The 24,023-nt window shown below is 76.2% G+C and carries 17 protein-coding genes; 4 read left to right on the plus strand and 13 right to left on the minus strand.

Annotated elements, in window-relative coordinates:
• Nucleotides 1-194 precede the first annotated feature (194 nt).
• Nucleotides 195-2,099, minus strand: coding sequence for a GAF domain-containing protein (locus tag MLV88_RS22265; RefSeq protein WP_243338713.1), 1,905 nt, complete (start codon nt 2,097-2,099; stop codon nt 195-197).
• 116 nt (nt 2,100-2,215) lie between these two features.
• Here MLV88_RS22265 and MLV88_RS22270 point away from each other — a divergent pair, with 116 nt between their 5' ends.
• Complete coding sequence (locus MLV88_RS22270) at nt 2,216-3,895, plus strand: acyl-CoA dehydrogenase family protein (protein WP_243338716.1); 1,680 nt, start codon at nt 2,216-2,218, stop codon at nt 3,893-3,895.
• Between the two features lie 57 nt (nt 3,896-3,952).
• The gene (locus MLV88_RS22275) at nt 3,953-4,294 is read left to right on the plus strand and encodes a transcriptional regulator (RefSeq protein ID WP_243338718.1); all 342 of its coding nucleotides are present in this window, start codon (nt 3,953-3,955) and stop codon (nt 4,292-4,294) included.
• Between the two features lie 13 nt (nt 4,295-4,307).
• On the opposite strand, the gene MLV88_RS22280 is transcribed toward MLV88_RS22275, so the two are convergent.
• A complete protein-coding gene (locus MLV88_RS22280) occupies nt 4,308-5,717 on the minus strand; it encodes an NAD-dependent succinate-semialdehyde dehydrogenase (protein ID WP_243338720.1) in 1,410 nt (469 codons plus the stop codon).
• Between the two features lie 48 nt (nt 5,718-5,765).
• On the opposite strand from MLV88_RS22280, the gene MLV88_RS22285 reads away from it, so the two are divergent.
• Complete coding sequence (locus MLV88_RS22285) at nt 5,766-6,407, plus strand: CPBP family glutamic-type intramembrane protease (protein ID WP_242355346.1); 642 nt, start codon at nt 5,766-5,768, stop codon at nt 6,405-6,407.
• A gap of 51 nt (nt 6,408-6,458) precedes the next feature.
• Here MLV88_RS22285 and MLV88_RS22290 read toward each other — a convergent pair whose 3' ends face one another.
• From MLV88_RS22290 to MLV88_RS22340, 11 genes are all read right to left on the minus strand, one after another.
• Entirely contained in the window at nt 6,459-8,096 is a 1,638-nt protein-coding gene (locus MLV88_RS22290) for a sensor histidine kinase (protein WP_242361082.1), read from the minus strand.
• A 37-nt stretch (nt 8,097-8,133) separates the two neighbouring features.
• Nucleotides 8,134-9,183 carry an NAD(P)H-binding protein gene (locus MLV88_RS22295; protein WP_242361084.1) on the minus strand — a complete coding sequence of 350 codons (1,050 nt, stop codon included), beginning with the start codon at nt 9,181-9,183 and terminating at the stop codon, nt 8,134-8,136.
• A gap of 38 nt (nt 9,184-9,221) precedes the next feature.
• Nucleotides 9,222-10,688 (minus strand): cryptochrome/DNA photolyase family protein, encoded by a 1,467-nt coding sequence (locus MLV88_RS22300; protein ID WP_243338722.1) that lies wholly within the window; start codon nt 10,686-10,688, stop codon nt 9,222-9,224.
• Between the two features lie 5 nt (nt 10,689-10,693).
• Nucleotides 10,694-11,650: a YbgA family protein gene (locus MLV88_RS24740; protein WP_242371448.1), complete on the minus strand. Its 957-nt coding sequence runs from the start codon at nt 11,648-11,650 to the stop codon at nt 10,694-10,696.
• Nucleotides 11,651-11,710: 60 nt separating this feature from the next.
• Nucleotides 11,711-12,787, minus strand: a complete 1,077-nt coding sequence (locus MLV88_RS22310) for a YihY/virulence factor BrkB family protein (protein WP_242338621.1) — start codon at nt 12,785-12,787, stop codon at nt 11,711-11,713.
• Between the two features lie 213 nt (nt 12,788-13,000).
• Nucleotides 13,001-13,159, minus strand: coding sequence for a hypothetical protein (locus MLV88_RS22315; protein ID WP_242338619.1), 159 nt, complete (start codon nt 13,157-13,159; stop codon nt 13,001-13,003).
• Between the two features lie 22 nt (nt 13,160-13,181).
• Nucleotides 13,182-15,356 carry a bifunctional alpha,alpha-trehalose-phosphate synthase (UDP-forming)/trehalose-phosphatase gene (locus MLV88_RS22320; RefSeq protein WP_243338724.1) on the minus strand — a complete coding sequence of 725 codons (2,175 nt, stop codon included), beginning with the start codon at nt 15,354-15,356 and terminating at the stop codon, nt 13,182-13,184.
• 289 nt (nt 15,357-15,645) lie between these two features.
• A complete protein-coding gene (locus MLV88_RS22325; protein WP_243338725.1) occupies nt 15,646-17,235 on the minus strand; it encodes a S8 family serine peptidase in 1,590 nt (529 codons plus the stop codon).
• A gap of 205 nt (nt 17,236-17,440) precedes the next feature.
• Nucleotides 17,441-20,269 (minus strand): hsp70 family protein, encoded by a 2,829-nt coding sequence (locus tag MLV88_RS22330; protein WP_243338726.1) that lies wholly within the window; start codon nt 20,267-20,269, stop codon nt 17,441-17,443.
• 4 nt (nt 20,270-20,273) lie between these two features.
• The gene (locus MLV88_RS22335) at nt 20,274-22,130 is read right to left on the minus strand and encodes an Hsp70 family protein (protein WP_242371442.1); all 1,857 of its coding nucleotides are present in this window, start codon (nt 22,128-22,130) and stop codon (nt 20,274-20,276) included.
• A complete protein-coding gene (locus MLV88_RS22340) occupies nt 22,127-22,987 on the minus strand; it encodes a DUF2760 domain-containing protein (protein ID WP_242338610.1) in 861 nt (286 codons plus the stop codon). Before MLV88_RS22340 ends, MLV88_RS22335 begins: the two co-directional genes overlap by 4 nt.
• A gap of 262 nt (nt 22,988-23,249) precedes the next feature.
• Between MLV88_RS22340 and MLV88_RS22345 the strand changes: the two genes are divergently transcribed.
• Nucleotides 23,250-23,975 carry a DUF72 domain-containing protein gene (locus MLV88_RS22345; protein WP_242355324.1) on the plus strand — a complete coding sequence of 242 codons (726 nt, stop codon included), beginning with the start codon at nt 23,250-23,252 and terminating at the stop codon, nt 23,973-23,975.
• The last annotated feature ends 48 nt before the right edge of the window (nt 23,976-24,023 follow it).

A 24,023-nucleotide genomic window follows, 5' to 3' on the forward strand; every position in this document is an offset into this window, starting at 1 on the left:
CGGCTGACCGCCGTCGACGGGGACCCAGCGGTCATGCCGGGGGGACGCACGAGGCGCGTCCCCCCGGTCCCCCCGCTCGCTCCGGCGCAGCCTCATCCGGCTGCGCCTGCGCTCGCCAGTACCCCGGCCTTCCGCCCGCCGCGAAGGCTCCCGGCCGGGAAGCGCCCGTCGTAGACCGCCGGGAGCGGCGACGCTCACCCGGCGCGCAACGGCTCCTCGACGACGAGGACCCCCACGCCCACGATCGCGCCGCCGACGCGGACCGGGAACCAGCTCTCTCGCCAGCGGCGGCTCGTGCCCGGCGCGGCGGGGGTCTCCCCCAGCGTCACCGACTCGATCGACCGCCCGGTCTCGAGCACCGTCCTGAACCTGACCGCGAGCTGCTCTCCGGGGAGGCCCGGCAGCACCTGCAGCGGCGTCCGGCCCAGGTGCGCGGCCGCGGGGACCCCGTTCATCGCCTCGAGGCGCGCGTTCACGCGCGTGTAGCGCATCTCGCGGTCGAAGAGCGCGAGCGCCACCGGGGCCGCGCCGAACAGCGCGTCGAGCACCCCCGCGCTCCACTCGGTCTCGAGCCGGCTCCTCGCCACGGCCTCGTAGAGCCGGGCCCGCGCCAGCGCCTCCGCGCAGGGCGACGCGACGAGCCGCACGAAGGCGCGATCGTCGTCGTCGATCGCGCGCTCCTCCGGGAACGGCACGGTCAGCGCCCCGAGCGTCTCGCCCGACGCGAGCAGCGGCACCGCCGCCCAGGCGCCCTGCGCCTCTCGCGCCGGATCGGCGGCCTCCGCCGGAAAGCGCGCCTCGAGCTCCGCCCGCGACGAGAGCCACACCGCGCGTCCGGTGCGCACCACCTCGGCCGCCAGGGTGGGCGCGTCGATCGGGAAGACCGTGCGCGCCGCGCCGCCGCGCGGCACGTGCGTGAGCCGGTCGGCGCGGTCGAGGGCGTGCAGCTCCGCGCCTGCGGCGCCGATCGCCGCCATGGAGCCGGCGGCGATCTCCGCGACGTCGGTGGCCGTGGCGGCGCCGGAGAGCGCGGAGGCCGTGGACTGCACGCGCGCGAGCCGGCCTGCGAGCCGCCGCTGGGCGTCGAAGACGCGCGCCCGCTCGAGGGCCTGGGCGCACTGCTGGATGAGGGCGAGGGCGTCGTTGCGCGCGTCCTCGCCGAGCGCGCGCGCCACGTCGAGCCCGAGGACGACGACGCCGGCGTCCCGGCCCTCGACCCGCAGCGGCACCGCCGCCCATGGCTCCCCGGCGGGATCGAGCGCAGCCCCGAGCGCCGGCGACGCGGTCGAGATCGCCTCGCGACCCGCGATCCAGCGCGGCGCGTCCTCCGGTGGCGGCGCCGCCACGCGCGCGAGCGCAGCGCCGGCGACGCCCTGCGCCAGCACGAGCTCGAGCTCACCCGTCGCGCCCCGGTGGAGCACCGCCCCGCCGCGCGCGCCCATCGCGATGAGCTCGCGGAGCGCGATGGCCGCGACCTCCTCGGGCGTCACCGCCGCCGACAGCTCCGACGTCGCGCGCTGGAGGCGGGTGATGCGCTCGGTGAGCTGCCGCTGGACGTCGTACAGGCGCGCCCGGTCGAGCGCCTGCGCGCACTGCTGCGTCACCGCCTCGATGAGCGCGCGCTCGTCCGCGTCGAAGGCGCGGGGCCGCGAGAACCGGAGCCCGATCGCGCCCCGCCGGCGGTCCAGCACGAGCGGGACCGACGCCCAGGCACGATCCCCCTCCTCCGCCGCGAGGTCCGCCGCCGCCGGATACCGGGCCGCGATCTCCGCGGGGTCGCGCAGCCACACCGGCGCGCCGGTGCGGAAGGCGTCGACCTGCGGCACGGTCGCGTCCGGACCGACCCTCCGGTACCGGTCGCGGAAGCGCTCCGAGAGCCCGACCGAGGCGACGAGCTCGAGCACCTCCGGCTCCCGCTCCAGGAAGAGGGAGACCGCGCGGGCCCCGACGAGCGAGAGCCCGCGCTCGAGCACGATCGCGGCGACGTCCTCCCGGGTGATGGCCCCCGCGAGCGCCACGCCGAGCGCGTGCAGCTCCTCGTAGCGAGCGAGGCGCTGCGCCAGGGAATCGGACGAGTTGCTGGGGGAGCGCGGCACCACCTGCCGCAGGATTATCAGGTCCGTGAGAGGGCCAGCGGTCCTGATCGGGCTCTGTCCCCCGGCGCGCCCGCGCGGCGCGCGCCGCTCCCCGTCCCTGGCGTTACAGACCGCTCACCATGGCCTTCTACCAGGACCCACCTCGCCTCTCGAACGCGTACCTCGCGGACCCGCTGCTGCGCGAGATCGTCGCCCGCGCGCTCCCCGGGGCGCTCCAGGACGTCGAGCCCGAGCTCACGCACCTCGGCGAGCTCTCCGCGGGCCGGCTGTTCGCTCAGCAGGCCGCGGAGCGGCACCTCGAGCCGCGCGTCGAGCACTGGGACGCGTGGGGCCGGCGGGTGGACCGCATCGAGGTCACCCCGCTCTGGCGCGAGGCCGCCGCGCTCGCGGCGCGGCACGGCCTCGTCGCCGCGGCGTACGAGCGGCGCCACGGGCCGGCGTCGCGCGTGTACCAGCTCGCGCTCGTCCACGTGCTCGAGCCGTCGCTCGACGTGTATGCCTGCCCGCTCGCCATGACCGACGGCGCGGCGCGGGCGCTCCTCGACGGGGGCAACGCCGCGCTCGTCGAGCGCGCGCTGCCGCGCCTCACCTCGCGCGATCCCGACCGCATGTGGACGAGCGGCCAGTGGATGACGGAGCGCACCGGCGGCTCCGACGTGTCCCTCACCGAGACCGTCGCGCGCCGCGACGGCGACGGCTGGCGCCTCTTCGGCACGAAGTGGTTCTCGTCGGCGACGACCGCGGAGGTGGCGCTCGCGCTCGCCCGGCCGGAGGGCGCGCCCGCGGGATCGCGGGGGCTCGCGCTCTTCTACCTGGAGACCCGCGAGGCGGACGGGACGACGAACGGAGTCCTCGTGAACCGGCTGAAGGACAAGCTCGGCACGCGGAAGCTCCCCACCGCGGAGCTCACGCTCGACGGCGCCCGCGCGGTTCCCGTGGCAGGGCTGTCGGGCGGCGTCCGCGCCATCGCGCCGATGCTCACGGTGACCCGCACCTGGAACGCGATCGCCGCGGTGGCCGGCATGCAGCGCGCGCTCGCGCTCGCGCGCGACTTCGCCCGCCGCCGGACCGCCTTCGGCGCTCCGCTCGCGCAGAAGCCGCTCCACGCCGACACGCTCGCCGGCCTCGAGGCGGAGCGCGAGGGGGCGGCCCTCCTCGCGTTCCGCGCGGCGGCGCTCCTCGGCGCGACGGAGGCGGGCGCGGCGAGCCCCCCGGAGCAGCTCGCGCTGCGCGCCCTGACGCCGCTCGCGAAGCTCACGACCGGGAAGCAGGCGGTCGCGATCGCCTCGGAGGCGCTCGAGTGCTTCGGCGGTGCGGGCTACGTGGAGGACACGGGGCTGCCGCGGCTCCTCCGCGACGCCCAGGTGCTCCCGGTGTGGGAGGGGACCACGAACGTGCTCGCGCTCGACGTCCTGCGCGCGCTCGCCGGCGAGGGCGTCCCGGAGGCCCTGACGGCGGAGATCGTCGGGCACCTCGAGGCGGCCCGGGATCCCGCGCTCCGACCCGCGGTGGAGGCAGGCCGCGCCGCCCTCGAGCACGCCCGCGCCTGGCTCGGCGCCGCGGCAGGCCCCGCCCTCGAGGCGGGCGCCCGCCGGTTCTCGCTCACCCTCGGCCGCACCCTCGAGCTCGCGCTCCTCGTGTCCCATGCCCAGTGGTGCCTCGATCACGGGCGCGGCCCGCGCGCCGCGGCCGCGGCGCGTCGCCTCGCGCGGCACGGGGTGGACCTCGTCGCGGAGGAGCCGGGGGCGGAGGAGCTCGCGCTGCTCACCGGGCCGGCCGCGGACGGGGGCGCAGGCTGAGCGCGCGACGACGCTCCCCTCTCGACCCCTCCTCGCGCCTGCTACGCTGGCATTCCCATGCCCCGCGACCCGCTCCCCTCCTCGGGCCCCCCGCCCCGCGCCGCGACCCTCCGCGACGCGCTGCGCCGCGCGCTCCGCGCGGGCCCCGCCACGGCGAAGGAGCTGTCGATGGACGTGGGGCTGCGCGAGCGTGACGTCGCCGAGCACCTCGCCCACCTGGCGCGGTCGCTCGAGCACCGCGGGGAGAAGCTCGTCGTCGAGCCCGCGACCTGCGTCGCCTGCGGCTTCGTGTTCGAGGACCGCTCGCGCCTCGCGCGCCCGGGGGCCTGCCCGAGGTGCCGCAGCACACGGATCGACCCGCCGGTGTTCCGGATCGAGGGGGCGAGCTCGGACGGATGAGCGGCCGGAGCGACTACTCCATCGCCTCGCCGCTCGAGACGGGGTGCGCCGGATCCTCCTGTACCACCACCGCCTTCACGTTCACGAACTCGCGGATGCCCTCGCGCGCGAGCTCGCGGCCGTAGCCGGAGCGCTTCACGCCGCCGAAGGGGAGGCGCGGGTCGGAGGCGACCATCGCGTTCACGAAGGTCGCGCCCGCCGCGAGGTCGTCGATGAACCGGCGGCGCTCCTCGGCGTCGTTCGTCCACACGCTCGAGCCGAGGCCGAACGGGACGTCGTTCGCGACGGCGATCGCCTCGTCCACGCTCCGCACGCGGTACAGCGCCGCGACCGGCCCGAAGATCTCCTCGCGGTAGGCGGGCGACGACGGCGGGATGCCCGTGATGACGGTGGGCGGATAGTAGGCGCCCCGGCGCGCGAGCGGCGCCCCGCCGACGAGCACGCGCGCGCCGGCCTTCACCGCCGCGGCCACCTGCGCGACGAGCTTGTCGCGCTCCGCCTGGCTCGAGAGCGGCCCGACGTCCGTTCCCGGCTCCATCGGGTCGCCCACCTTCAGCTCCGCCATGCGGGCGACGAACGCCTGCGCGAAGCGATCGAAGACGGCGTCGTGGACGATGAAGCGCTTCGCGGCGATGCAGGACTGACCGTTGTTGATGGTCCGCGCGGTCACGGCGGTCGCGACCGCGTGCTCGAGGTTCGCGCTCGGCATGACCACGAAGGGATCGCTCCCGCCGAGCTCGAGCACGGTCTTCTTGATGACTCGCCCCGCGGTCGAGGCGACCGCCGCCCCCGCCGCCTCGCTGCCGGTCAGGGTCGCGGCCGCGACGCGGTCGTCCTCGACGATGCGCGCGACGCGGGAGGAGCCGACGAGGAGCGCCTGGAACGCGCCCTCCGGGAAGCCTGCCTCGCGAAAGACCTCCTCGATCGCGAGCGAGCACTGCGGCACGTTCGAGGCGTGCTTGAGGAGCCCGACGTTGCCGGCCATGAGCGCGGGCGCGGCGAACCGAAAGACCTGCCAGAACGGGAAGTTCCACGGCATGACCGCCAGGACCGGGCCGATCGGGAGGAAGCGGACGAAGGACCGCGTCGCGGCGGCCTTCACCTCCTCGTCGGCGAGGAAGCGCTCCGCGTTCTCGGCGTAATAGCGGCAGACCCAGGCGCACTTCTCCGCCTCGCCGACGGCCGAGCGGAGCGTCTTGCCCATCTCGAGCGTCATCGTCCGCGCCCAGTGATCCTTGCGACGGTCGAGCACGTCGGCCGCGCGGGTCATGAGCGCCGCGCGCTCCGCGAGCGGCCGGAGGCGCCAGCTCCGGAACGTGTCGGCGGCCCGCGCGAGCTTCGCCTCGAGCTCGGCGTCGGTGAGCTCGTCGAAGCGGGCGAGCACCTCGCCCGTGGCGGGGTTCACGGACGACATCGTGGCCATGAGATCCCTTCCTTTCCGCGCGTCGAACTTCGGCGGTAATGTCGGTGCGTGTCCCATAGCACGGAGCGAGCGACGTCGCCGCGCCCCTGGCACGTGATCGCGGCGTCGGCCGCGACCGCGCTGTGGGCCGGGCTCGTCGCCTGGAGCCCGCCCGACTTCTTCAGGATCGCGGCGCCCTTCAGCGTCGCCTGGATCGCCCTCTCCGCGACCGCCGCGCCGCCCGGCCTCTCCGCGCGCCTGCGGCCGCGCGCCGCGGACGTCATGCTCGGGCTCGGGACCGGCGCGCTGCTGTACGGGCTCACGCGTGCGTTTCTCTGGGTGACGTGCGGCGGCCTCTCCGAGGCGCTCTGCAGACCCCTCGTCGAGATGTACGTCCGGTTCGAGACGCGCGCGCTCTTCCCGGCGCTCGCGCTCCTCTTGCTCGTCGCACCCGCCGAGGAGCTGTTCTGGCGAGGGGTCGTGCAGGCCCGGCTCTCGGCGCGGCTCGGCGCGGGCCGGGCGGTGGCGCTCGCGACCGCGCTCGCGGTGGTGGTCGCGCTCGTGAGCGGCGAGCCGTTCCTCGCCCTCGCGACGCTCCCGACCTACGCGCTCTGGGGCGCGCTCGCCGCGTGGCGCGGCAGCCTCGTGCCGGCCATCGTGAGCCACGCGACGTGGAGCGTCCTGGTCGCCTCGCTCGCCCCGCCCGTGTGATCACGAGGGCTGCGCGCGGACCCGCGGCGCCGCGCCGGGCCGCGGGCCGCGTCACGCGGCGCCGCGCGGAGGGCCCGCCACCGGCAGGGTGAACCAGAAGAGGCTCCCCGCGCCGAGCCGGCTCTCGACGCCGATCCTCCCGCCGTGCGCCTCCACGATCGCGCGCGAGATCGCGAGGCCGAGGCCCGTCCCGCGGTACGCCGCGTCTGCGCCCCGGCGGTACGGCTCGAAGATCTCCCCGAGCTGGTCGGGGGCGATGCCGGGCCCGGTGTCCGCGACGGCGAACCGGACCGCCGCCTCCTGCACGTCGGCGCGGACCCCGATCCTCCCGCCCGCGCGCGTCACCTTCACCGCGTTCGAGACGAGGTTCCCGATGACCTGCAGGACGCGATCGTGATCCGCGCGGACGAGCGGGAGGTCCGGAGCGGCGTCGACGTCGAGCTCGACCCCGTGCTCGCGGACGACGGCCTGCATGGACTCGACCGCCTCGCGCACGAGCTCGCCGGGGCGCTGGGGCGCCGGCGCGACGGAGAGGCGACCCGCCTGGATGGCGGCCACGTCCAGCAGATCCCCGATGAGCCGCTCCATCCGGCCGGCGGACCTGCGGACGACCTCCGCGATCGAGCGCACCGCCTCGGGCGAGGCCGTGGCGGCGATGACCTTCAGGCGGTGAGCGCTCATGCTGATCGCGGAGAGCGGCGTCCGGAGATCGTGCGATACCACCGCGAGGATCTGCTCGCGCGCGCGCGTCTCGCGCCGCGCCGCCTCGAGCAGCCGGGCGTTCTCGATGGCGAGCGCGGCGCGCCGGGCCAGCTCGAGCGCGATCGGGACGGAGCGCTGGTCGAGGCGCCGGCCGGAGGTCGACATCCCGAAGGCGAACGCGCCGATCACACCCGCCGGCCCGCGCAGCGGCACCGCCAGGTAGGAGCGGATGCCGAGCCGCTCGAGCATCGCCCGCCCCTCCGCGGTGGCGCCCACGCGCTCGGGGAAGCTCGGGTCCGCGTCCTCCACGAGCTCCGTCGTGCCCTCCCGCAGGACGCGCCCGAGCCCCCGCGGCGCCTCGAGGTCGATCGGGTACCGCTCCAGCACCTCGCGGGCGAGCGCGCGGCGGTCGGGATCGGCCGTGTACACGGCGACGCGCTCGAGCCGCGGGCCCGGCTCGAGGAGCACGAGGGCGCACCAGTCGGAGAAGTCCGGCACCGCGAGCTCCGTCGCCCGCTCGAGCCGGGCCGTGAGCTCCGGCTCGGCGGCGAGCTCGTCGCTCACCCGGGACAGCAGCGCGAGCTCCTGCGCGCGAGAGGCGAAGAACCGCTCCCGCACCTCCGCCGCGGATCGCGCCGCCTCGGTGACGGCCTCGTGCAGCGCCCGCTCGAGCGCCGCGAGCGGCTCCACCGCCAGCGCGCCCGCGTCCGCCCAGGCGCGCACGATGCAGCCGCGCAGCGCGGACAGCTCCGCGATCACCGTCTCGACGTCCACGCCCTGCGCGGCGCGGCTGCGGCCGTGCTCGCGGGGATCGCCCTCGGGTTCGCCGCCCGCGAGCTCCGCGGCGACTCGATCCAGGATCGACGGGACGTCGTCCCGCAGCGCGGCGCGGTCGAGCCCGCGCGCGCCGGGGAGCGCGCGCGCCGCCGCCTCCCACGCGCGCAGGATGTCCTCCCTCCGGGCGCGGAGCACCTCGCCGGCGGTCACGGCGACGCTCGCAGGTGAGCCGTCGCGAGGCATCGGGTCAGCCCCGACGCGGATGCGGGGTGGGAGGGGCGGCGGCGGCCGGCGCGGCGAGCCGGCGTTGCCGGGGCGCGAGGCGGTCGACGAGGGCCTCCTCGGCGGAGACGACCCACCCGCGCGCGCCCCGAGGGCGCCGCCCCGCGTCCGTCGCGAGCGCCCGCCGCGCGGCGTCCTCGAACCGCGTGCGGGGCGGGAGCGACGCGAGCGCCCAGTAGCGATCGTCGCGCGGGAGGAGATCGTGCGAGAGCCCCTGCACGAGCTCGCGCACCACCTCCCAGGGCGCGTCCGAGACGAGCTTGAGCCACAGCGCGGAGATCCGCGGATGCGGGAGCGGCGCATCGATGGCCGGCAGCGCGCGGCCGCGCAGGGCCGCGACGCGCTCGAGGATCTCGCGCACCGAGAGCACCTCGGGGCCCGGGAGGTCGTACCAGGCGCTCTCGGGGAGCGGTACGTCGAGCGCGGCGACGAGCGCCCGGACCACGTCCTCCACCGCGATCGGGCAGGACCTCGACCGGGCCCAGGCCGGCAGCACCATCACCGGGAGCCGCATCGCCAGGTCCCGCACGATCCGCCAGGAGGCGCTGCCCGGGCCGACGATCATGGATGCGCGGAGCTCGAGCGCCGGCACACGGCCGGCGCGCAGGATCTCGCCCACCGCGAGCCGGCTCGCCAGGTGCCTCGATGGGCGGCCACGCGGCGCGACGCCGCCGAGGTAGACGATCCGGCCGACGCCCGCGTGCTCGGCCTCGCGCGCGAACGCGGCGGCGGACCGCCGCTCCGCCTCGACGTAGTCTTCACGCCCGCTCCCCATGCCGTGGACGAGGAAGTACGCCGCGCCGACGCCGCGCAGGACTGCCGGGAGGTCCGCCGGCCGCATCACGTCCGCGCGCACCCACTCGACTCCCGGGGTGCGATCGACCGGGCGGGAGCGGGTCGTCGCGCGGACGGCGATCCCGGACGCGAGGAGCGCGGGGACGAGCGCCCGCCCGACGAACCCGGTGGCGCCGGTGACGAGGACCGATCCCCCATCGATCTTCGCAGGCCCGCTCACACGGGAACTCTGCGATCCCGGACCGCGGCGCGCATGCCTCACCCGGGCCCGTGGCGAGCGAGGTAGCGCGTGACCGCCCATTTCCTCGCGCTGCGCTCGCTCGACATGTACCGGACCTTCCCGAAGATCGGCCGCTCGGGTCCCCAGGGCCGGTCGTAGCGGCCGAAGCACCACAGCACCCCCGACGCCGAGTTCGGATCGCGACCGTCGAGCGCAAGGCGATCGTTCAGCTCGAGCGCGACCGCGAGGGCAGCGCGCGGCGTGGGCGACCACTCGAGGATCTTCTTTCCCCACAGCATACGCAGCGCGTTGTGGATGATCCCCTCGGTCCGGAGCTGGCGCTGCGCCGCGTTCCACAGCGGATCGTGCGTCTCGGCGGCGGCGAGGACCTCGGGGCCGTAGAGTCGCGGGCGCGGATCGCTCGCGTGCGAGGCGAGGGTCGACCGCGCCCACTCCGGGAGCGAGGAGTACTCGCGGTGATCCGGGCGCGCGGCGCAGGTCGCGAACCCCAGCTCGCGCCAGGTGACGAGCTGATCGAGGAACGCCTCCGCCGCCTCGGACACGCCCCAGTACCCCGCGCGCCCGCCCGTCGCGGCCGGCGCGAGCAGCGCCGGCGTCCAGCCCTCGCGCCGCAGCACCGCTCCCAGCACCTCGAAGGAGGACAGGTGCCCGAAGTGAAGCCAGGGGGAGAGCCCGCTCGTGACGCCCTCCTCGTCGGGATCGTTGCGGCCCTCCGCGTAGCGGGGCAGCCCGTCGCGGAGCCAGCGCGCGAGGCGGTCGCCAGCGGCGCGGGCGCCACCGCGCGCGGCGGCCCGGGAGACGTGGTGATCGATGGGCAGCGCCCGGAGCGTGCGCTCCGGCCGCGCGAGCACCTCGAGGTCCGCCGCCGGCCAGCGCGCGGTGATGGCCCTGGGGAGGGCGGCGAGCAACGGAAGGCCGGTCCGCGCGAGCGGGTCTGCCACGGGGAGCCGGTCCAGCCACGTCGGGAGGAGCCGCTGCAGGTGACGCCGGTACGCCCGAGCGGTCGGGAAGTCCTTGCCGGCGAGCCGGAACGGAACGATGCAGCTTCCGTCCACCGCCTCGAGGCGCACGTCGAGCCCCTCCGCGGCCGCGGCGAGCATGCGAGGGAGGAAGGAGGTCGGGAAGTCGTCCGTGACGACGACGCACGCGCGCGCGGCGAGCGCCTCGAGGAGGCCCACCCCCTCCCCCGCCGCGCCCTCGACGTAGGCGTGGTGGAGCGCGCGCCCGGCGACCCTCTCGGCGTTGTCCGCCATGCCCTGCATCACGAACGCGTGCAGCCGATCGCTCGCGTACGGGTAACCGGCGCTGAGCGCCTCGAGGACGGCGACGGGCTTGCCGAGCTCGCGGGCGAGCTCCACCGCGCGCTCGAGCGCGGGGTTGAAGCGCACGCGTCGGGCGACCGTCATCCAGTAGAGCACGAGCGTCCGCTCGCGCCGGACGGGGGCGGCGTTGACGGCGCGGACGCGCTCCAGGGGGACGGCCACGGCGTTCAGACCCGGTTCCGGAGCATGAGCTCCTTCGGATCCGGATCGAGGTAGGTCTGGCCGGCGAGGTACGCGACCCCCTGCCGGCGCACGTGGTGACGGATGAGCGTCTGCGGGACGACGAGCGGGACGAGGCCGCGCGCGTAATCGTGGACGACGTCCTCGAGCTCCTTGCGGTCGTCCTTCTCGAGCGCGTCGCGGAAGTAGCCGAGCATGTGCTGGAGCACGTTCACGTGCCGGCCGCGCGTCGCCGGCACCCGCAGGGCGTCCATGAAGCCGCGCCCGTAGGCTTCCACGACCGCCGCTCCGGAGGCCTTCGCCTGGCCCGCGACGAGCGCGCCGAGCCGGCGGTAGGCGGCGGGGCTGTGGGCGAGCAGCGCGAGCTTGTGAGCGGTGTGGAAGGCGACGAGCTCCCGGCGCCGCATCCCGGCCGCGACCGCCGCCTTCCAGCGGGTGAAGGCGAAGATCCGCTCGACGAAGCTCTCGCGGAGCGCCGGGTCGTTGAGCCGCCCCTCCTCCTCCACCGGCAGGAGCGGCAGCCGCTCGAGGAGCACGCGCGCGAACGCGCCGACGCCGTCGCGTCGAGGCGCGCCGCCCGCCGCCGGGTAGACGCGCACGCGCTCCATGCCGCACGAGGGCGAGTCCTTCTTGGTGACGAACCCGGCGAGGTCGAGCCCCGCGAGCTCCGCGACGCGCGCCTCGGCGAAGCGCCGCATCGCCGCCGTATGGTCCTCGCCGCTCCGCTCCGCGACGAGGCGCGGCGAGGAGGCGGCCCCCACGAGCCGGATCGGCTCGCGCGGCACAGCCATGCCGACCTCCAGCTCGGGGCAGACGGGCACCCACTCGACGAAGTCGCCGAGGACGTCCACGAGGAACGCGTCGCGCTTGTGCTGGCCGTCGTAGCGGACCTTCCGGCCGAGCAGGCAGGAGGAGACGCCGAGGCGGGGCCGGGCCGTCTTCACGGGCGGATCGTACGCGCTGCGGGCGCGGAGCGCACCTCCACCGGTCCGCGCAGCGGCTCGTCAGGACGGACGGCGCGCCAGCAGCACCCCGGCCGCGAAGCCGGTGGCGATCGCCAGGACTCCTCGCAGGCGCGGACGATCCTGCGGCGGACCCCCGCGTGCGTAGGCCGGCGCCGTGACCCCACCCCGGGCGAGCGCGCCCTCGGCGGTCGGCGCGACCCCGGCCGCCGCGGCCGCCCCGGGGGCGGCGCCGGTCGGGATGGGCTCCTTGCCCGGGAGGACGGCGGCCGGCGTCGTGCCCGTGTCGGACTTCCGCTTCGCGCCCTGCCGCTTGCCCTCCGGCGAGCGGTGCTCGATGAGGGCGTTCGCCTCCGCGCCGACGAGCATCACGAGCGCGGAGATCCACATCCAGAGCAGGAGCACGATGACGCCGGCGAGCGGGCCGTACGTCTTGTCGTAGCTGCCGAAGCTCGTCACGTACTTCGAGAAGCCCCAGGAGGCGAGCACCCACACGACCACGCCGAACACCGAGCCCGGGGTGATGAACCGGAACTTCTGCTCGACGTCGGGCAGCACGTAGTAGGCCAGCGCCCAGAGCAGCATCATGAGGAGGCCCGCCACCGGCAGGCGCAGCCAGGTGATGGCGGTGCCGATCGGCCCGCCGAGCCACTCCGCGAGCGGCGCCGCTGCGACCGCCACCAGCGCGGCGACGAGCGCGAGGGCGCCCGACACGAGCGTCATGAGGATCGCGAGGCCGCGCACCTTCCAGAACGGCCGCCCCTCCTTCACGTCGTAGGCGGTGTTCAGCGCGCGCATGAGCGCGGTGACGCCGCCCGACGCGGCCCAGACGGCGGCGACGGCGCCGAAGCCGAGCAGGGTGACGTTCTGCTGCTGGCCGAGCTCGCGGATCCGATCGCTGATGATCTGCGTCACCGGACCGGGCGCCACGCGCCCGAGCTCCTGCACCATGCGCTCGGCGTCCGACGGCTGGATGACGAGGCTCGCGAGCGCGACGAGGAACAGCACGAAGGGAAACAGCGACAGCACCCCGTAGTACGTGACCGTCGCGGCGATGTCCGTGACCTGGTCCTTCGACAGCTCGGCCGCGAGACCCTTCCCGAACTCCTTCCAGCTCATTCCCTTTCCCGGCAGACGCACGGCGCACCCCCCCTCGACGCACCGGAAATCTGGTCATCCGCGCCCGCCGGGGTCGCGCTCGGCCCGGGCCGGCGCCCCGCACCCTGGAGCGGATCGCCCGGCCGCCGCGCTTGCCGGCGTGCGCCCGGACGCACCCCTCGACGAGGCGCAGGACGGCCCGGGAGGTTGTGGCCGGCATCCCCGGGCGAGCCGTCAGCGCCGGCGAGAGCGTCCGCGCCGGCTCGCCGCGGACTCGACGAGGAACCAGACGAGGAACACGACCGCGACCGGCACGAACAGCCGCGGCTTCCGCGCGACGATCGCGATGACGGCGGCGACGAGCAAGGCGAGCGGCCAGCTGATGCGGAGCATGCCGCAGCATCATACCCGCGAGTCAGCGCGCGTCGGCGATGTCCGAGAGCAGCGCCCGCGCCGCCCGGAAGTCGGCGATCCTGAGCGGCGCCCGGCTGGGCCCGGGACCCACGTGGACGGCCGCGCTCCCCGGCGGCAGCGCCGCGAAGAGATCCTCGTCGGTCCGGTCGTCCCCCAGCGCGACCACGAGCGCCTCCGGGCCCGCGCGCCCGATCGCGGCGGTGACCGCGCGGCCCTTGTGGATCCCCTGGGGCCGCACCTCGATGACCTTGTCTCCGGGGAGGATCTCGACCGGCACGTTCGCGAGGAGCGTCCGGAGGTCCAGCGTGAGCTCCTTCGCCTGGGCGGCGGCGTACTCGGGATCGGCGGTGCGGTAGTGCCACGCGACCCCGACGGTCTTCTCCTCGACCACGGAGCCGGGCGTCCGCTCCGCGAACTCCCGCAGGACGGCGAGCACGGGCTCGCGCCAGGCGACGGCCGGCACCTCGGCGCCCTGCCACTCGCCGCCGGCCGCGCGCGACCAGAACCCGTGCTCGGCGTGGAGACCCAGCGGGAGCGCGCCGAGCCAGCGCTGGAGCGTGCCGCGCGTGCGGCCGCTCACGACGTCCACCTGGGTCCGCGGCCGCGCCGCCAGGCGACGGAGCAGATCGAGCAGCGCGCCGTCCGGCGCGGCGAGCTCCGGCGTCGGCGCGAACGGGACGAGCGTGCCGTCGTAGTCGAGGAGCAGCGCCAGCCGCGGCGCCGCCCGGGCGCGCTCCACGAGCGACCGGACCGCCTGCGGCGGCGAGAGCGCGAGCGCCTCGCCCGGCGTGCCGACCCGCTCCAGGCGCGCCAGGAACGCGCGAGTCCAGGCGTGGACGTCGTAGCCGAACACCCGCTGGCGCAGGGCAGCCATGCGCGTCCTGCGCTCCTCCTCGGGCAGCGTCAGCGCGCGGTGGAAGGCGGCCGCCGTCTGCTGGACGTCGTAGGGGTTCACGAGGAGCGCCTCCGCGAGCTCGGCGGCGGCGCCGGCGAGCTCCGAGAGGACGAGGACGCCGTCGCCGTCGGGCCGCGAGGCGACGAACTCCTTCGCGACCAGGTTCATCCCGTCGCGCAGCGGGGTCACGAGCACCGCGTCCGCCGCCCGGTAGAGGGCGACGATCTCGGCCTGGGAGAGCCCCCGGTACAGGTAGTGGATGGGGGACCAGGCGGGCGTGGCGAACTCGCCGTGGATGCGCCCGACGAGCGCGTCCACCTCGTCGCGGTACTCGCGGTAGGCCTCGACGTTCTCGCGCGAGGGGACGGCGACCTGCACGAGCCGGACGCGCTCGCGCAGCTCGGGGTGCGCGCGCAGCATCGCCTCGAACGCGAGCAGGCGGCGCGGGATGCCCTTCGAGTAGTCGAGCCGGTCCACGCCGACGAGGAGCTGCTCGCCGGGCACCCGGTGCGCGTGCGCGACGGCCCGCACCTCCGGGGTCTCCGCGAGCTCCGCCAGCTGCGCCGCGTCGATGCCCATGGGGAAGACCCCGAGCCGCACCTCGCGCTCGCCCCAGGGGATCCGGTCCACCTCGCTCGCGGCGCCGAGCAGGCGCAGCACCGACGACGCGAAGTGGCGCAGGTACGTGGCGGTGTGGAAGCCGACGAGGTCCGCGCCGAGCAACCCCTCGAGGATTCGCTCGCGCTGCGGCAGCACGCGGAAGATCTCCGAGGACGGGAACGGGATGTGGAGGAAGAAGCCGATCCGCGCGTCCGGGATCCGCTCGCGCAGGAGCCGGGGCACGAGCATGAGCTGGTAGTCGTGGATCCAGACCAGATCGCCCGGCCGGTGGTGCGCGGCGACGGCGTCGGCGAACCGCGCGTTCACCGCCTCGTAGACGTCGAAGTCGCGCACCTCCTGCGGGAGGCGCGCGACCGAGTAGTGGAAGAGCGGCCAGAGGACGCCGTTCGAGTAGCCCTCGTAGTAGCGCGCGACCTCCTCGGGGGAGAGCGCCACGGGGGCGAGGCGGAGCTCGGCGAGCCGCCGCTCCACCTCCGCGCGCCCGTCTGCCGAGAGCCCCGTCAGGTCCCCGGGCCACCCGATCCAGAGCCCGCCGAGCCGCTCGTGCGGGCCGCTCATGCCGGTGGCGAGCCCGCCCGTGCTGGGCGCGACGGACACCGCGCCGTCCTCGGCCTTGACGGTCACGGGCAGGCGATTGGAGACGATGAGGAGGCGGGGCATCCGGCGGCGAGGCGGCGCGACGGAGCGCGCCTTGCTGGAAAGCTAAGGCGGGCCGTGCCCGGCCGCCTGCCATCGCGAGGTCCCGCCACGGGAGGGCCGCGCGCGGGGTGCGTCGCCGGCGGGCCTCCCGAGGTCGCGCCGGGGCCGGGGGGCGCGAGTGCACGTGCACCTCCGAGAGGTTCGGGAACGCCCCCGGCGCTCGTCGCCCGAGGATCCGGCCCGAACGAAGAAGGGGCCACGCGGCAGCGCGCGTGGCCCCTTCGATCCGATCTCGCCTCGCGAGGCGAGGCTATCTCACCTGACAGCTCCCGAGCCCCAGGCTCACGAGCGCGGCCTTCGCCTGGACGATGCCGTAGCCGTAGCTCGTGTCGCGCCCGGCGGCGCCGACGTCCTTCGCGGTCGCGTCGAGCGCGTTGCGGATATCCGCCGCCTTCCACGTCGGGTTGCAGCTCCACACGAGCGCGGCCACCGCGGAGACGTGCGGCGTGGCCATCGAGGTGCCGTCCCAGGCCTCGTAGCCGCTCGAGGGCGCCTCGAAGCTGCTCACGAGGAGCCCGCTCGAGCCGGCGTGCCCGAGGGCGGCGGCGCCGTCCTGACAGCTCAGGGTGATCGCCGGGAGGCTGGAGGTGACGCCCGTGCCGAGCGTGCCGCTGAAGACCCCGCAGGTCGCGTCGCTCGCGACGTTGTTGTAGATGGCGGCCGCGACGCCGCCGCCGGCCTGGACCTTGCTCACCTTGTCGGCGAAGGAGTTGGTGCCCCGCTGGCACAGCACGACCCGGCCCGCCCACGCGCCGGACGCCGTGCACTGCCCGCCGTCCACGACGCCACCCGAGACGCCGGTCGTGCGGGCGGCGCCCTCGATGCGCCCCCCGAACCAGGCGACGCCGTCGGCCGCGAGCGAGTTCCGGTCGTACCACGGGACCGTGGAGAGGACCGCCACGCCCGGCGCGGCGATCTCCACGTCGCGATTCGTCTGGGAGAAGCTCGCATGCGTCTCGTTCGCGTCCACCGCCGCGACCGACATCACGGAGTCGTAGCCCGCAGGGTAGGACGTCGTGTTGTTCCCGGCGTTCCCCGCCGCCGCGATGCTGAGCACGCCCTGCTTGTAGGCGGTCGCGAACGCGCGATCCTCGGTACGGCTGCGGCCGCCGCCGCCGAGGCTCATGCTCACCACGTTGGCGCCGGCGGCCACGCACTTGTTGAGCGCGTCGACGAGCGTCGAGGAGTAGGTCCAGCCGCAGTTGCCGCCGTCGACGAGCGCGTTGTCACCGAACACCTTCACGATGTGGAGCAGGACGCCCGGGTTCGCGCCCACGACGCCCACGTTTCCGGCGATCGCGGAGATCGTCCCGGCGACGTGCGAGCCGTGGCCGCAGCTGTCCTTGTCCCAGCTCCCCGAGCCCGTGTCGGTCGTGTTCGCGGTCACCGCGCCCGTCGTCGGGTCCTTCAGATCCTCGTGCTGCCAGGAGTAGCCCGAGTCGATGATGCAGACCTTGCGGCTCGCGGCGCTCGCCGAGGTGACGAGGTTCGCCTGCACCATCTGGATCCCGTACGGCAGGGTCTCGTTCCCCGTCGCGACGTCGTTCCAGAGCGCGTACGGCTCGCGGGTCGCGTCCACCTCGATGTACTCGATGTTCGGGTTCCGGCCGAGCGCGTCCACGGCGCGATCGGGGATCACCGCGGCGGCCGCGTTCTGGGGCCCGAGCGACAGCACCACCCGCGCCCCCGCCGCGCGCAGCGCCGCGTTCGCTCCGGCCGCGCTGCCCGGTCTGAAGGCGACGATGTAGCGGCCCTCCGCCTGGGCCGCCGACGCCAGGCCCGGACCGGCTGCTGCGAGGACCGCGGCCACGACTGCACCGCAGAGCTTGTGTCCGTTCACGTGTTCTCTCCTGGGAAGGTTTGCGCGCGAGTCCTGGCGACTCACCGAGGCGCTGCCGCGAAGCAGCGTCCGGGCAGTGTGACATGGGAGACGGCAGCGGACTCAATCCCCCCGCGCGGGGCCGATGCGCTCCGCGTGAACCCGATCGGACGCGCGCCTCCGGGAATACTCGCGACCGCGAGCCCGACCGGGCGACGCCCGCCCCCTACGTCACGCCCGGCGCCTGCTCCTCGGAGGCGCCGGCTTCGACGAGCCGCAGCCCCGCCGGGAGGCTCTCGCCGAAGATCCGCTGCTCCTCCTCCTCGGTGGCCTCCGCGACCTCGCGGACCGCGCGCGACGTCTCCGCCGGCGCGCCGCCTTCGGCGAGGGCCGCGAGCACGCGGGCGCGGAGCTCCTCGGGCACGTCGCGCACGCGATCGCCGCTGCGTCGGGCGAGCTGCGCGAGCGGGAACACGAGCTCGCGGCGCGGGACCGGGAGCGCGAGGAGCCGGGCGGTCCACGCGGCGGCGGCCTCGGCGGGCACCGCGAGGTGCGCGCTCGCGTGGAACGGCACGCGCGCGCCGAGCCGCCCGACGGACCAGAGGAGGTGCGGCGCCGGCCCCTCCGCCTCGACGCGCGCGAGGAGCCACTCCCCTGCCTCGACCTTTCGGCGAGGCTCCACCCGCTCGAGCGCGCCCAGGAGCCGGATCATCTCGTCCACCGCCTCCGGCTTCACGCCCGCCACCTTCGGCGGCGGCTTGCGCGGGTCGCGCGGCCGGACGAACGGCGCGACCGCGTCGAAGAGCCGCTCCTGGGCGACGGCGTCGAAGCCTCCCGAGATGCGCCGCCACATGACCCACCACGCTGCCCAGGCCCGCGGGTCGGCCTGGTACTGCAGGCCCTCGGCCCAGACGCTCCAGGTCTCGCCGGCGCGCCAGGGATCGAGCGGTGCGCCGAAGCCCGGGCGCAGGCAATAGCCGGTGAGCTGCAGCCAGACCCGCTCGTGGTCGGCGCTCCGCCGCCGGCGCGCCCGGCCCGCGTGCAGCGCCGCCCAGAGCTCGCGGACGAGCGGCGTGGACCACGCCTCGCGCGGCCCGAGCAGCTTCTCGAGCGCGCGCGGCAGCCCCTTCACCTCCTTCTTCTCGACGGCCGCCCGCTTCCCGTAGAAGAGCTCGACCTGGGCGCGCGCCTCCTCCAGCTTGCGAGGCGCCTGCCCCACCTCGCTCCTCGCCTGGCCCGCGCCGCCCTCCCGCTCGTCCTCGGCCTGGCGGAGCGCCCGCAGCGAGAACTCGAGCTTCCAGCGCGCGTCGCGGTCGGTCGCCGCGCACCACAGCTCGAGCGTGCCGATCTCGGTCAGCGCCGCCTCGAGCCTCACCGGCACCTCGCCCGCCGCCGACCCCTCGGCGCGGAGCACCGTCTCGACCGGCGGCAGCGGGACGAGGTCGTCCGAGACCTCGACCACGTCGCCCGGGCGCTCGAGCCGCGCGCGGGCGGAGGCGAAGAGCGGGAAGCGCACCGGCCGCCCCAGCGCGAGCGCGAACGGCCGCGGGACCGCGACCCGCGGCCCCTCCTCCAGGTGGCGCGGCACGACGCACAGCGCGCGCTCGCCCTCCGGCGCGGCGATCCCGACGTAGAACGCCCGCGGGCTGCCGCCGCCGATGCGCAGGCCGATGCCGCGCCGGACGAGGGCGGCGTAGGCGGCGCCGCGGGCGACCGCGAGGTCGAGCGCGGGGCTCGCGAGCACCGTCACCGGCGGCGCGCCCGGGAACCAGGAGGAGACGATCGCGGCGAGGCGATCGCGCGCCTCGCGCGGCGTGAAGACCCCGCCGTTCACGAGGATCGCGTCGGGCCGCGCGAGCCCCCCCTTCGCGCCCGCCTCTGCGGCGTGCGCGGCGAGGAAGGCGGCGACGTGCCGGGGGATGGCCGGCTCCGGCTCGTAGGGCAGCCCCAGCTCGGCGAGGCCGGCGGTGCGCGGCGCCCGGCGAGGCCGCTCCTCCGCGCCCGTCCGAGGCAGGAACCCGTCGAGGAAGACGCGCCGCACCTCCTCGCGCGTGACCTCCGCGGACACAGCGCTCGCGACGAGCCGGCTGCCGCGGCCCACCACCGCGATCGGGAGCGCCTCCGGGCCGCCCTCCGTCATGAGCCGCTCCTTCGCGAGGCGGCAGGCGTGCACGAGCGAGGCGAACCGGCTCGCGTCGAGCCGCTCGCCGAGGCGCGCCTCCACGGCGCGCGCGAGCGCGAGGTCCACGTTGTCGCCGCCGAGCAGGAGGTGATCTCCCACGGCCAGCCGGGTGAAGACCGGGCGCCCGCCCTGGAGCTCCGCGCGCACGAGCGTGAGGTCGGTCGTGCCGCCGCCGACGTCCACCACGAGGACGATCCCGCCGCGGGCGATGGGGCGCACCTCGCCGGCGAGCTCGCCCGCGCCCGCGGCCGCCAGGGCGGCGCGGTGGCGGCTCGCCCAGTCGTGGAACGCCGCCGACGGCTCCTCGACGAGCACGACGCGCGGCAGCCCGGCCGCGCGCGCGGCGGAGAGGGTGAGCTCGCGCGCGACCTCGTCGAAGGAGGCCGGGACGGCGAGGACCAGCTCCTGCGCGGCGAGCGGCGCGCCCGGGTGGCCGTGATCCCACGCGTCGCGCAGGTGGCCGAGGTAGAGCGCCGACGCCTGCACCGGGGAGAGGCGCGGCACGCCCTCGGGCGCTCCCCAGGGGAGGATGGGCGCGGTCCGATCGGCGCGCGGGTTCGCGAGCCAGCTCTTCGCGGAGGTGACGAGCCGGCCCGGCACCCGCGCGCCCTGCTCGCGCGCGAGCTCGCCCACCACCACCGGACGCTCGCCCCACGGGAGCCGCGTCGCCTCCGGCGCGAGCTCCGGGCCCGGCAGGTAGGCGCACGAAGGCAAGAGGCGGCGCTCCCGGACCTCGCCGGGCGCGACGAGCTGCGGGATCGCGAACGGCTCGACCGCGTCCGCGAGGTCGCCCTCCCGCGCGAGATCCACCGCGGCGAGCGCGGAGTTCACCGTGCCGAGGTCGACGCCGACGAGGTAGCGCGCCTCCGCCATCGCCTCACGCCGGCGCGCCCGCCTCCGCCACGCTCGCGCCCTCCGGCGCCTTGCGCAGGTTCCACTCGAGGCGCCAGGCCTTGCCGCCGCGGTCCACGCACTCGAGCTCGAGGGTGCCGATCTCGGTCACGTGGGCGCGGAGCCGGACCGGGACGACCTCCCCCGCCGCGCGCCCGTCGGGCGGCAGCGTCGTCTCGACCGGCGTCCCCTCCTCCAGCTCCGTCTCGTCCTCGACCGCGTCGCCCGGCCGGTCCTCGCGGCGGCTCGAGGAGCCGAAGAGCCGGAACTGCACCGGCTCGCCCACGACGAGGCCCATCTCCTCGCCCGGCAGATCGGCGGTCGTCCCCTCCTCCATGCCCATCGGCGCGAGGCACACCGCGCGGATGGGAGGCGCGTGCCCCGGCACCGCGGGCGTCGCCGCCTCGACGCCGACGTAGTACGCCCGGGCGGTGCCGCCGCGGATGCGGATGCCGTGGCCGGCGCGCACGCGGCCGTAGGTCGCCGCGCCCTTCGCCACCGCGAGATCGGGATCCGCCGCCGGCAGCACCCGCGGCGGCGGCGCGCGCTCACCGGCGAGCCACCCGCCGACGACCTCGAGGAGGCGCCCGACGAGCGGCTCCGCCTTCATCACGCCGCCGTTGAAGAGGATCGCGGTGGGGTGCAGGAACGCCTCGCCGGCGAGCGGCACCGGGGCGCTCGCGCCCGCGAGGCCGGCGCGGTGGCGCGTCAGGAACGCCGCGAGGTGCCGGGTCACCGCCGGATCGGCGGCGTAGGGGAGCCCGAGGGTGGTGAGCCCCACGCGCCGCGCCGCCACGGGGGCAGCCGAGACGTCCACCCGCGGGAAGAACCCGTCCACGAGGACGTCGACGAGCTCCGCGCGCGTGAGCTCGGTCCGGAGCGCGCCCCCCACGAGCGAGGAGCCGCGGCCCGGCACGGCGACCGGCGCCGCCGCGAGGCTCTCGTCGCCGAAGAGCGCCTCCTTCGCCTGGCGGGCGCCGTGCGTGAGCGCGACGAGCTGCCAGCGGTCGAGCTTGCGGCCCTCGCGCGCGAGCTTCTCCGAGAGCGCGTGCGCCAGGGCGAGGTCCATGTTGTCGCCGCCGAGCAGGATGTGGTCGCCGACCGCCACGCGCTCGAGCCCGAGGTCCCCGCCGCGATCGACCACGGCGATGAGGCTGAAGTCGGTCGTGCCGCCGCCGAGGTCCACCACGAGGACGAGGTCGCCCGGGTGCACCGCCTCGCGCCAGCGGTCGCCCATCGCCTCGACCCACGCGTAGAGGGCGGCCTGCGGCTCCTCGAGGAGCACCACGTCCGGCAGCCCCGCCTGGCGCGCCGCCTCGACGGTCAGCTCGCGCGCCACGGCGTCGAACGAGGCCGGCACCGTGAGCGTCACCCGCTGCGCGGCGAGCGCCCGCGCCGGATCACCCTGCGCGACCGCGTGATCCCACGCGTCGCGCAGGTGCGCGAGGTAGCGCGCCGACGCGTCGAGCGGGGACACGCGCGGCACCTCCGGCGGCGCGCCCGCCGGGAGCGTCGCGGAGCGCCGGTCGACGCCCGCGTGGGACAGCCAGCTCTTCGCGGACGACACGAGCCGGATGGGCGTCTGCGCCCCGAGGCTGCGCGCGAGCTCGCCCACGGCGAACTCCGGAGGCTCGGGCGTCCACGGCAGGCGCGTCGCGCCCTCGGGCAGCTCCTCTGCGTGGGGGAGGTACAGGAACGAGGGGAGGAGCGAGCGGGGGCGCACGTCGCCCGGCCGGACGAGCTGAGGGATCTCGAACACCTCGACGGGGCCGTCGCCGTCGAGCGGCCGGTGCGCGAGCGCGGTGTGGGTCGTGCCGAGGTCGATGCCGACCGCGAGGGTCACAGCTCGACCTCGGCGGGGGCGACCAGCGTCGGATCGCCCCCATCCTTCGCGAGCGGGAGCCGCACCTCGCGGGCGCGCCAGCCGTGGTGGCGGAGCGCGCCCTGGAACGGCGCGGCGCCCACGACGTTGCCCGTCAGCCGGATCGCGGCGGGATCGAACCCGGCAGCGACGGTGACGCGCGCGCCCTCGGGCTCCCGGAACACGGGCTCGAGGCGGAAGTACTCCTCGATGGCCCGCTTGCACCCGGCGTGAACGGTGCGCGCCGCGGCGCCGATCGAGGCGTCGGGGAAGCCGGAGAGATCCTCCTCGATGAAGTCCACGAGGCGGCCCTCTCGCTGGAGCACCGCGAGGAGCTGGAGCGCACCGCGAGGATCGGGCGCAGCGGGCGCAACGGGCGCGGCGACCGCGCGGACCGGCTCGGGGGCCTTCACCACCGCGGGGGCGGCCGGCTTCGCCGCCTCGGGCGCCACCTTCGCGCCCTCCGCCGGCCTCGGGGCCTCTACGGGCTTCGCCGTTGCGACGGGCTTCGGCGCCTCGACGCCCTTCGGCGGTTCGGCCGGCCTGGGCGGCTCGACGGTCTTCGGCAGCTCGACGGGCTTCGCCGCCGGCGCCGGGGCCGTCGCCTTCGCCTGCGGCGGTGCGCCCGCGGGCGCGGGCGGTGGCGCGGCGGGCGCGCTCGGCAGCTCCGTCACCCGCGGCGGCGTCCCCGGAGTCGGCTCGGGCAGCGGCGCGCCGGCTCGGCGCGCCTCGCGCACGCGGTAGAACGCGGCCGCCACGTCGGCCTGGAAGAGGATGGCGAAGAAGGCATAGAAGGCGAGGACGAGACGCTGGATGGGCGAGAGGTCGGGACCCTGCACGTGTGTTGCTCCGGGGAGTGGTGACGCGACCGCGGGCCGGCGCCGTCCGGCGCGAGCCCCCGAACCGCTGGAAGGCGGAGATCCGAAGAAAGCTGCACCGGCTCCGGCCCGGTGTCGAGCGTTTCGGGGGGGACCTACCGAGGGTCCAGCCGCCACCCGCCCCCCGCGGCGATCGGGCGCCTGCTCGCCAGGACGCTGCTCCGAGGGAGCCGTCCCGTCGCGAGGGGCGGCGGGGGCGCTCATCCCTGCGTATCGGAGAGCGATGCGCGTGCGCACCGGAACGAGCGGGTGGAGCTACCCCGCCTGGAAGGGGCGCTTCTACCCTCCCGCGCTCCCGGCGCGCGGGTTCCTCGGCCATTACGCCACCCGGCTCGAGACCGTCGAGGTGAACGCCACGTTCTACCGGATGCCGGTCGCGTCCACCCTCGCGCTCTGGCGCGCCCAGGTCCCCGCCGGGTTCACGTTCGCGCTCAAGGCCTCGCGGCGCATCACGCACCAGAAGCGGATCGAGGGCGTCGGCGAGGAGGTGTCGCGCTTCTTCCGCGCCGCGGTGGAGCTCGGTCCTTCGCTCGGCCCGGTCCTGTTCCAGCTCCCTCCCACGTTCGAGCGGGACGTGGCGCGTCTGCGCGACCTCCTCGAGCTCGTCCCGCCAGGCGCGCGCATCGCGTTCGAGTTCCGCCACGAGAGCTGGCAGGCGGAGGACGTCCGCCGGACGCTCGCCGACGCGGGCGCGGCGCTTTGCATCGCCGACACGGACGACGCGACCACGCCGCTCGAGGCGACCGCGTCCTTCGGCTACCTGCGCCTGCGCCGCACCACCTACGGCGACGCCGAGCTCGCGGGCTGGGCGGAGCGCGTGCTCGCGCAGCGCTGGGACGAGGCGTTCGTGTTCTTCAAGCACGAGGACGCGGCGCGCGGCCCGGAGTACGCGCTCCGGATGGCCGCGCTCGTCGCGCCCGCAGAGCGGTACCCCACGGCTCATTTCTAACGGGGGCTGCGCCCCCGCCCCGCCGAGCGATGCTCGGCGCGGGCCCCA

Origin of the sequence: Anaeromyxobacter soli, from assembly GCF_022808855.1 — a bacterium.
GTDB classification, from domain to species: Bacteria; Myxococcota; Myxococcia; order Myxococcales; family Anaeromyxobacteraceae; genus Anaeromyxobacter; species Anaeromyxobacter soli.

What these genes read in the sequence shown, in the direction of transcription:
- MLV88_RS22270 (WP_243338716.1), top strand. Translation starts at nt 2,216, where the DNA reads ATGGCCTTCTACCAGGACCCACCTCGCCTCTCGAACGCGTACCTCGCG.
- MLV88_RS22275 (WP_243338718.1), top strand. Translation starts at nt 3,953, where the DNA reads ATGCCCCGCGACCCGCTCCCCTCCTCGGGCCCCCCGCCCCGCGCCGCG.
- MLV88_RS22280 (WP_243338720.1), bottom strand. Translation starts at nt 5,717, where the DNA reads ATGGCCACGATGTCGTCCGTGAACCCCGCCACGGGCGAGGTGCTCGCC.
- MLV88_RS22310 (WP_242338621.1), bottom strand. Translation starts at nt 12,787, where the DNA reads ATGAGCTGGAAGGAGTTCGGGAAGGGTCTCGCGGCCGAGCTGTCGAAG.
- MLV88_RS22315 (WP_242338619.1), bottom strand. Translation starts at nt 13,159, where the DNA reads ATGCTCCGCATCAGCTGGCCGCTCGCCTTGCTCGTCGCCGCCGTCATC.
- MLV88_RS22320 (WP_243338724.1), bottom strand. Translation starts at nt 15,356, where the DNA reads ATGCCCCGCCTCCTCATCGTCTCCAATCGCCTGCCCGTGACCGTCAAG.
- MLV88_RS22330 (WP_243338726.1), bottom strand. Translation starts at nt 20,269, where the DNA reads ATGGCGGAGGCGCGCTACCTCGTCGGCGTCGACCTCGGCACGGTGAAC.
- MLV88_RS22345 (WP_242355324.1), top strand. Translation starts at nt 23,250, where the DNA reads ATGCGCGTGCGCACCGGAACGAGCGGGTGGAGCTACCCCGCCTGGAAG.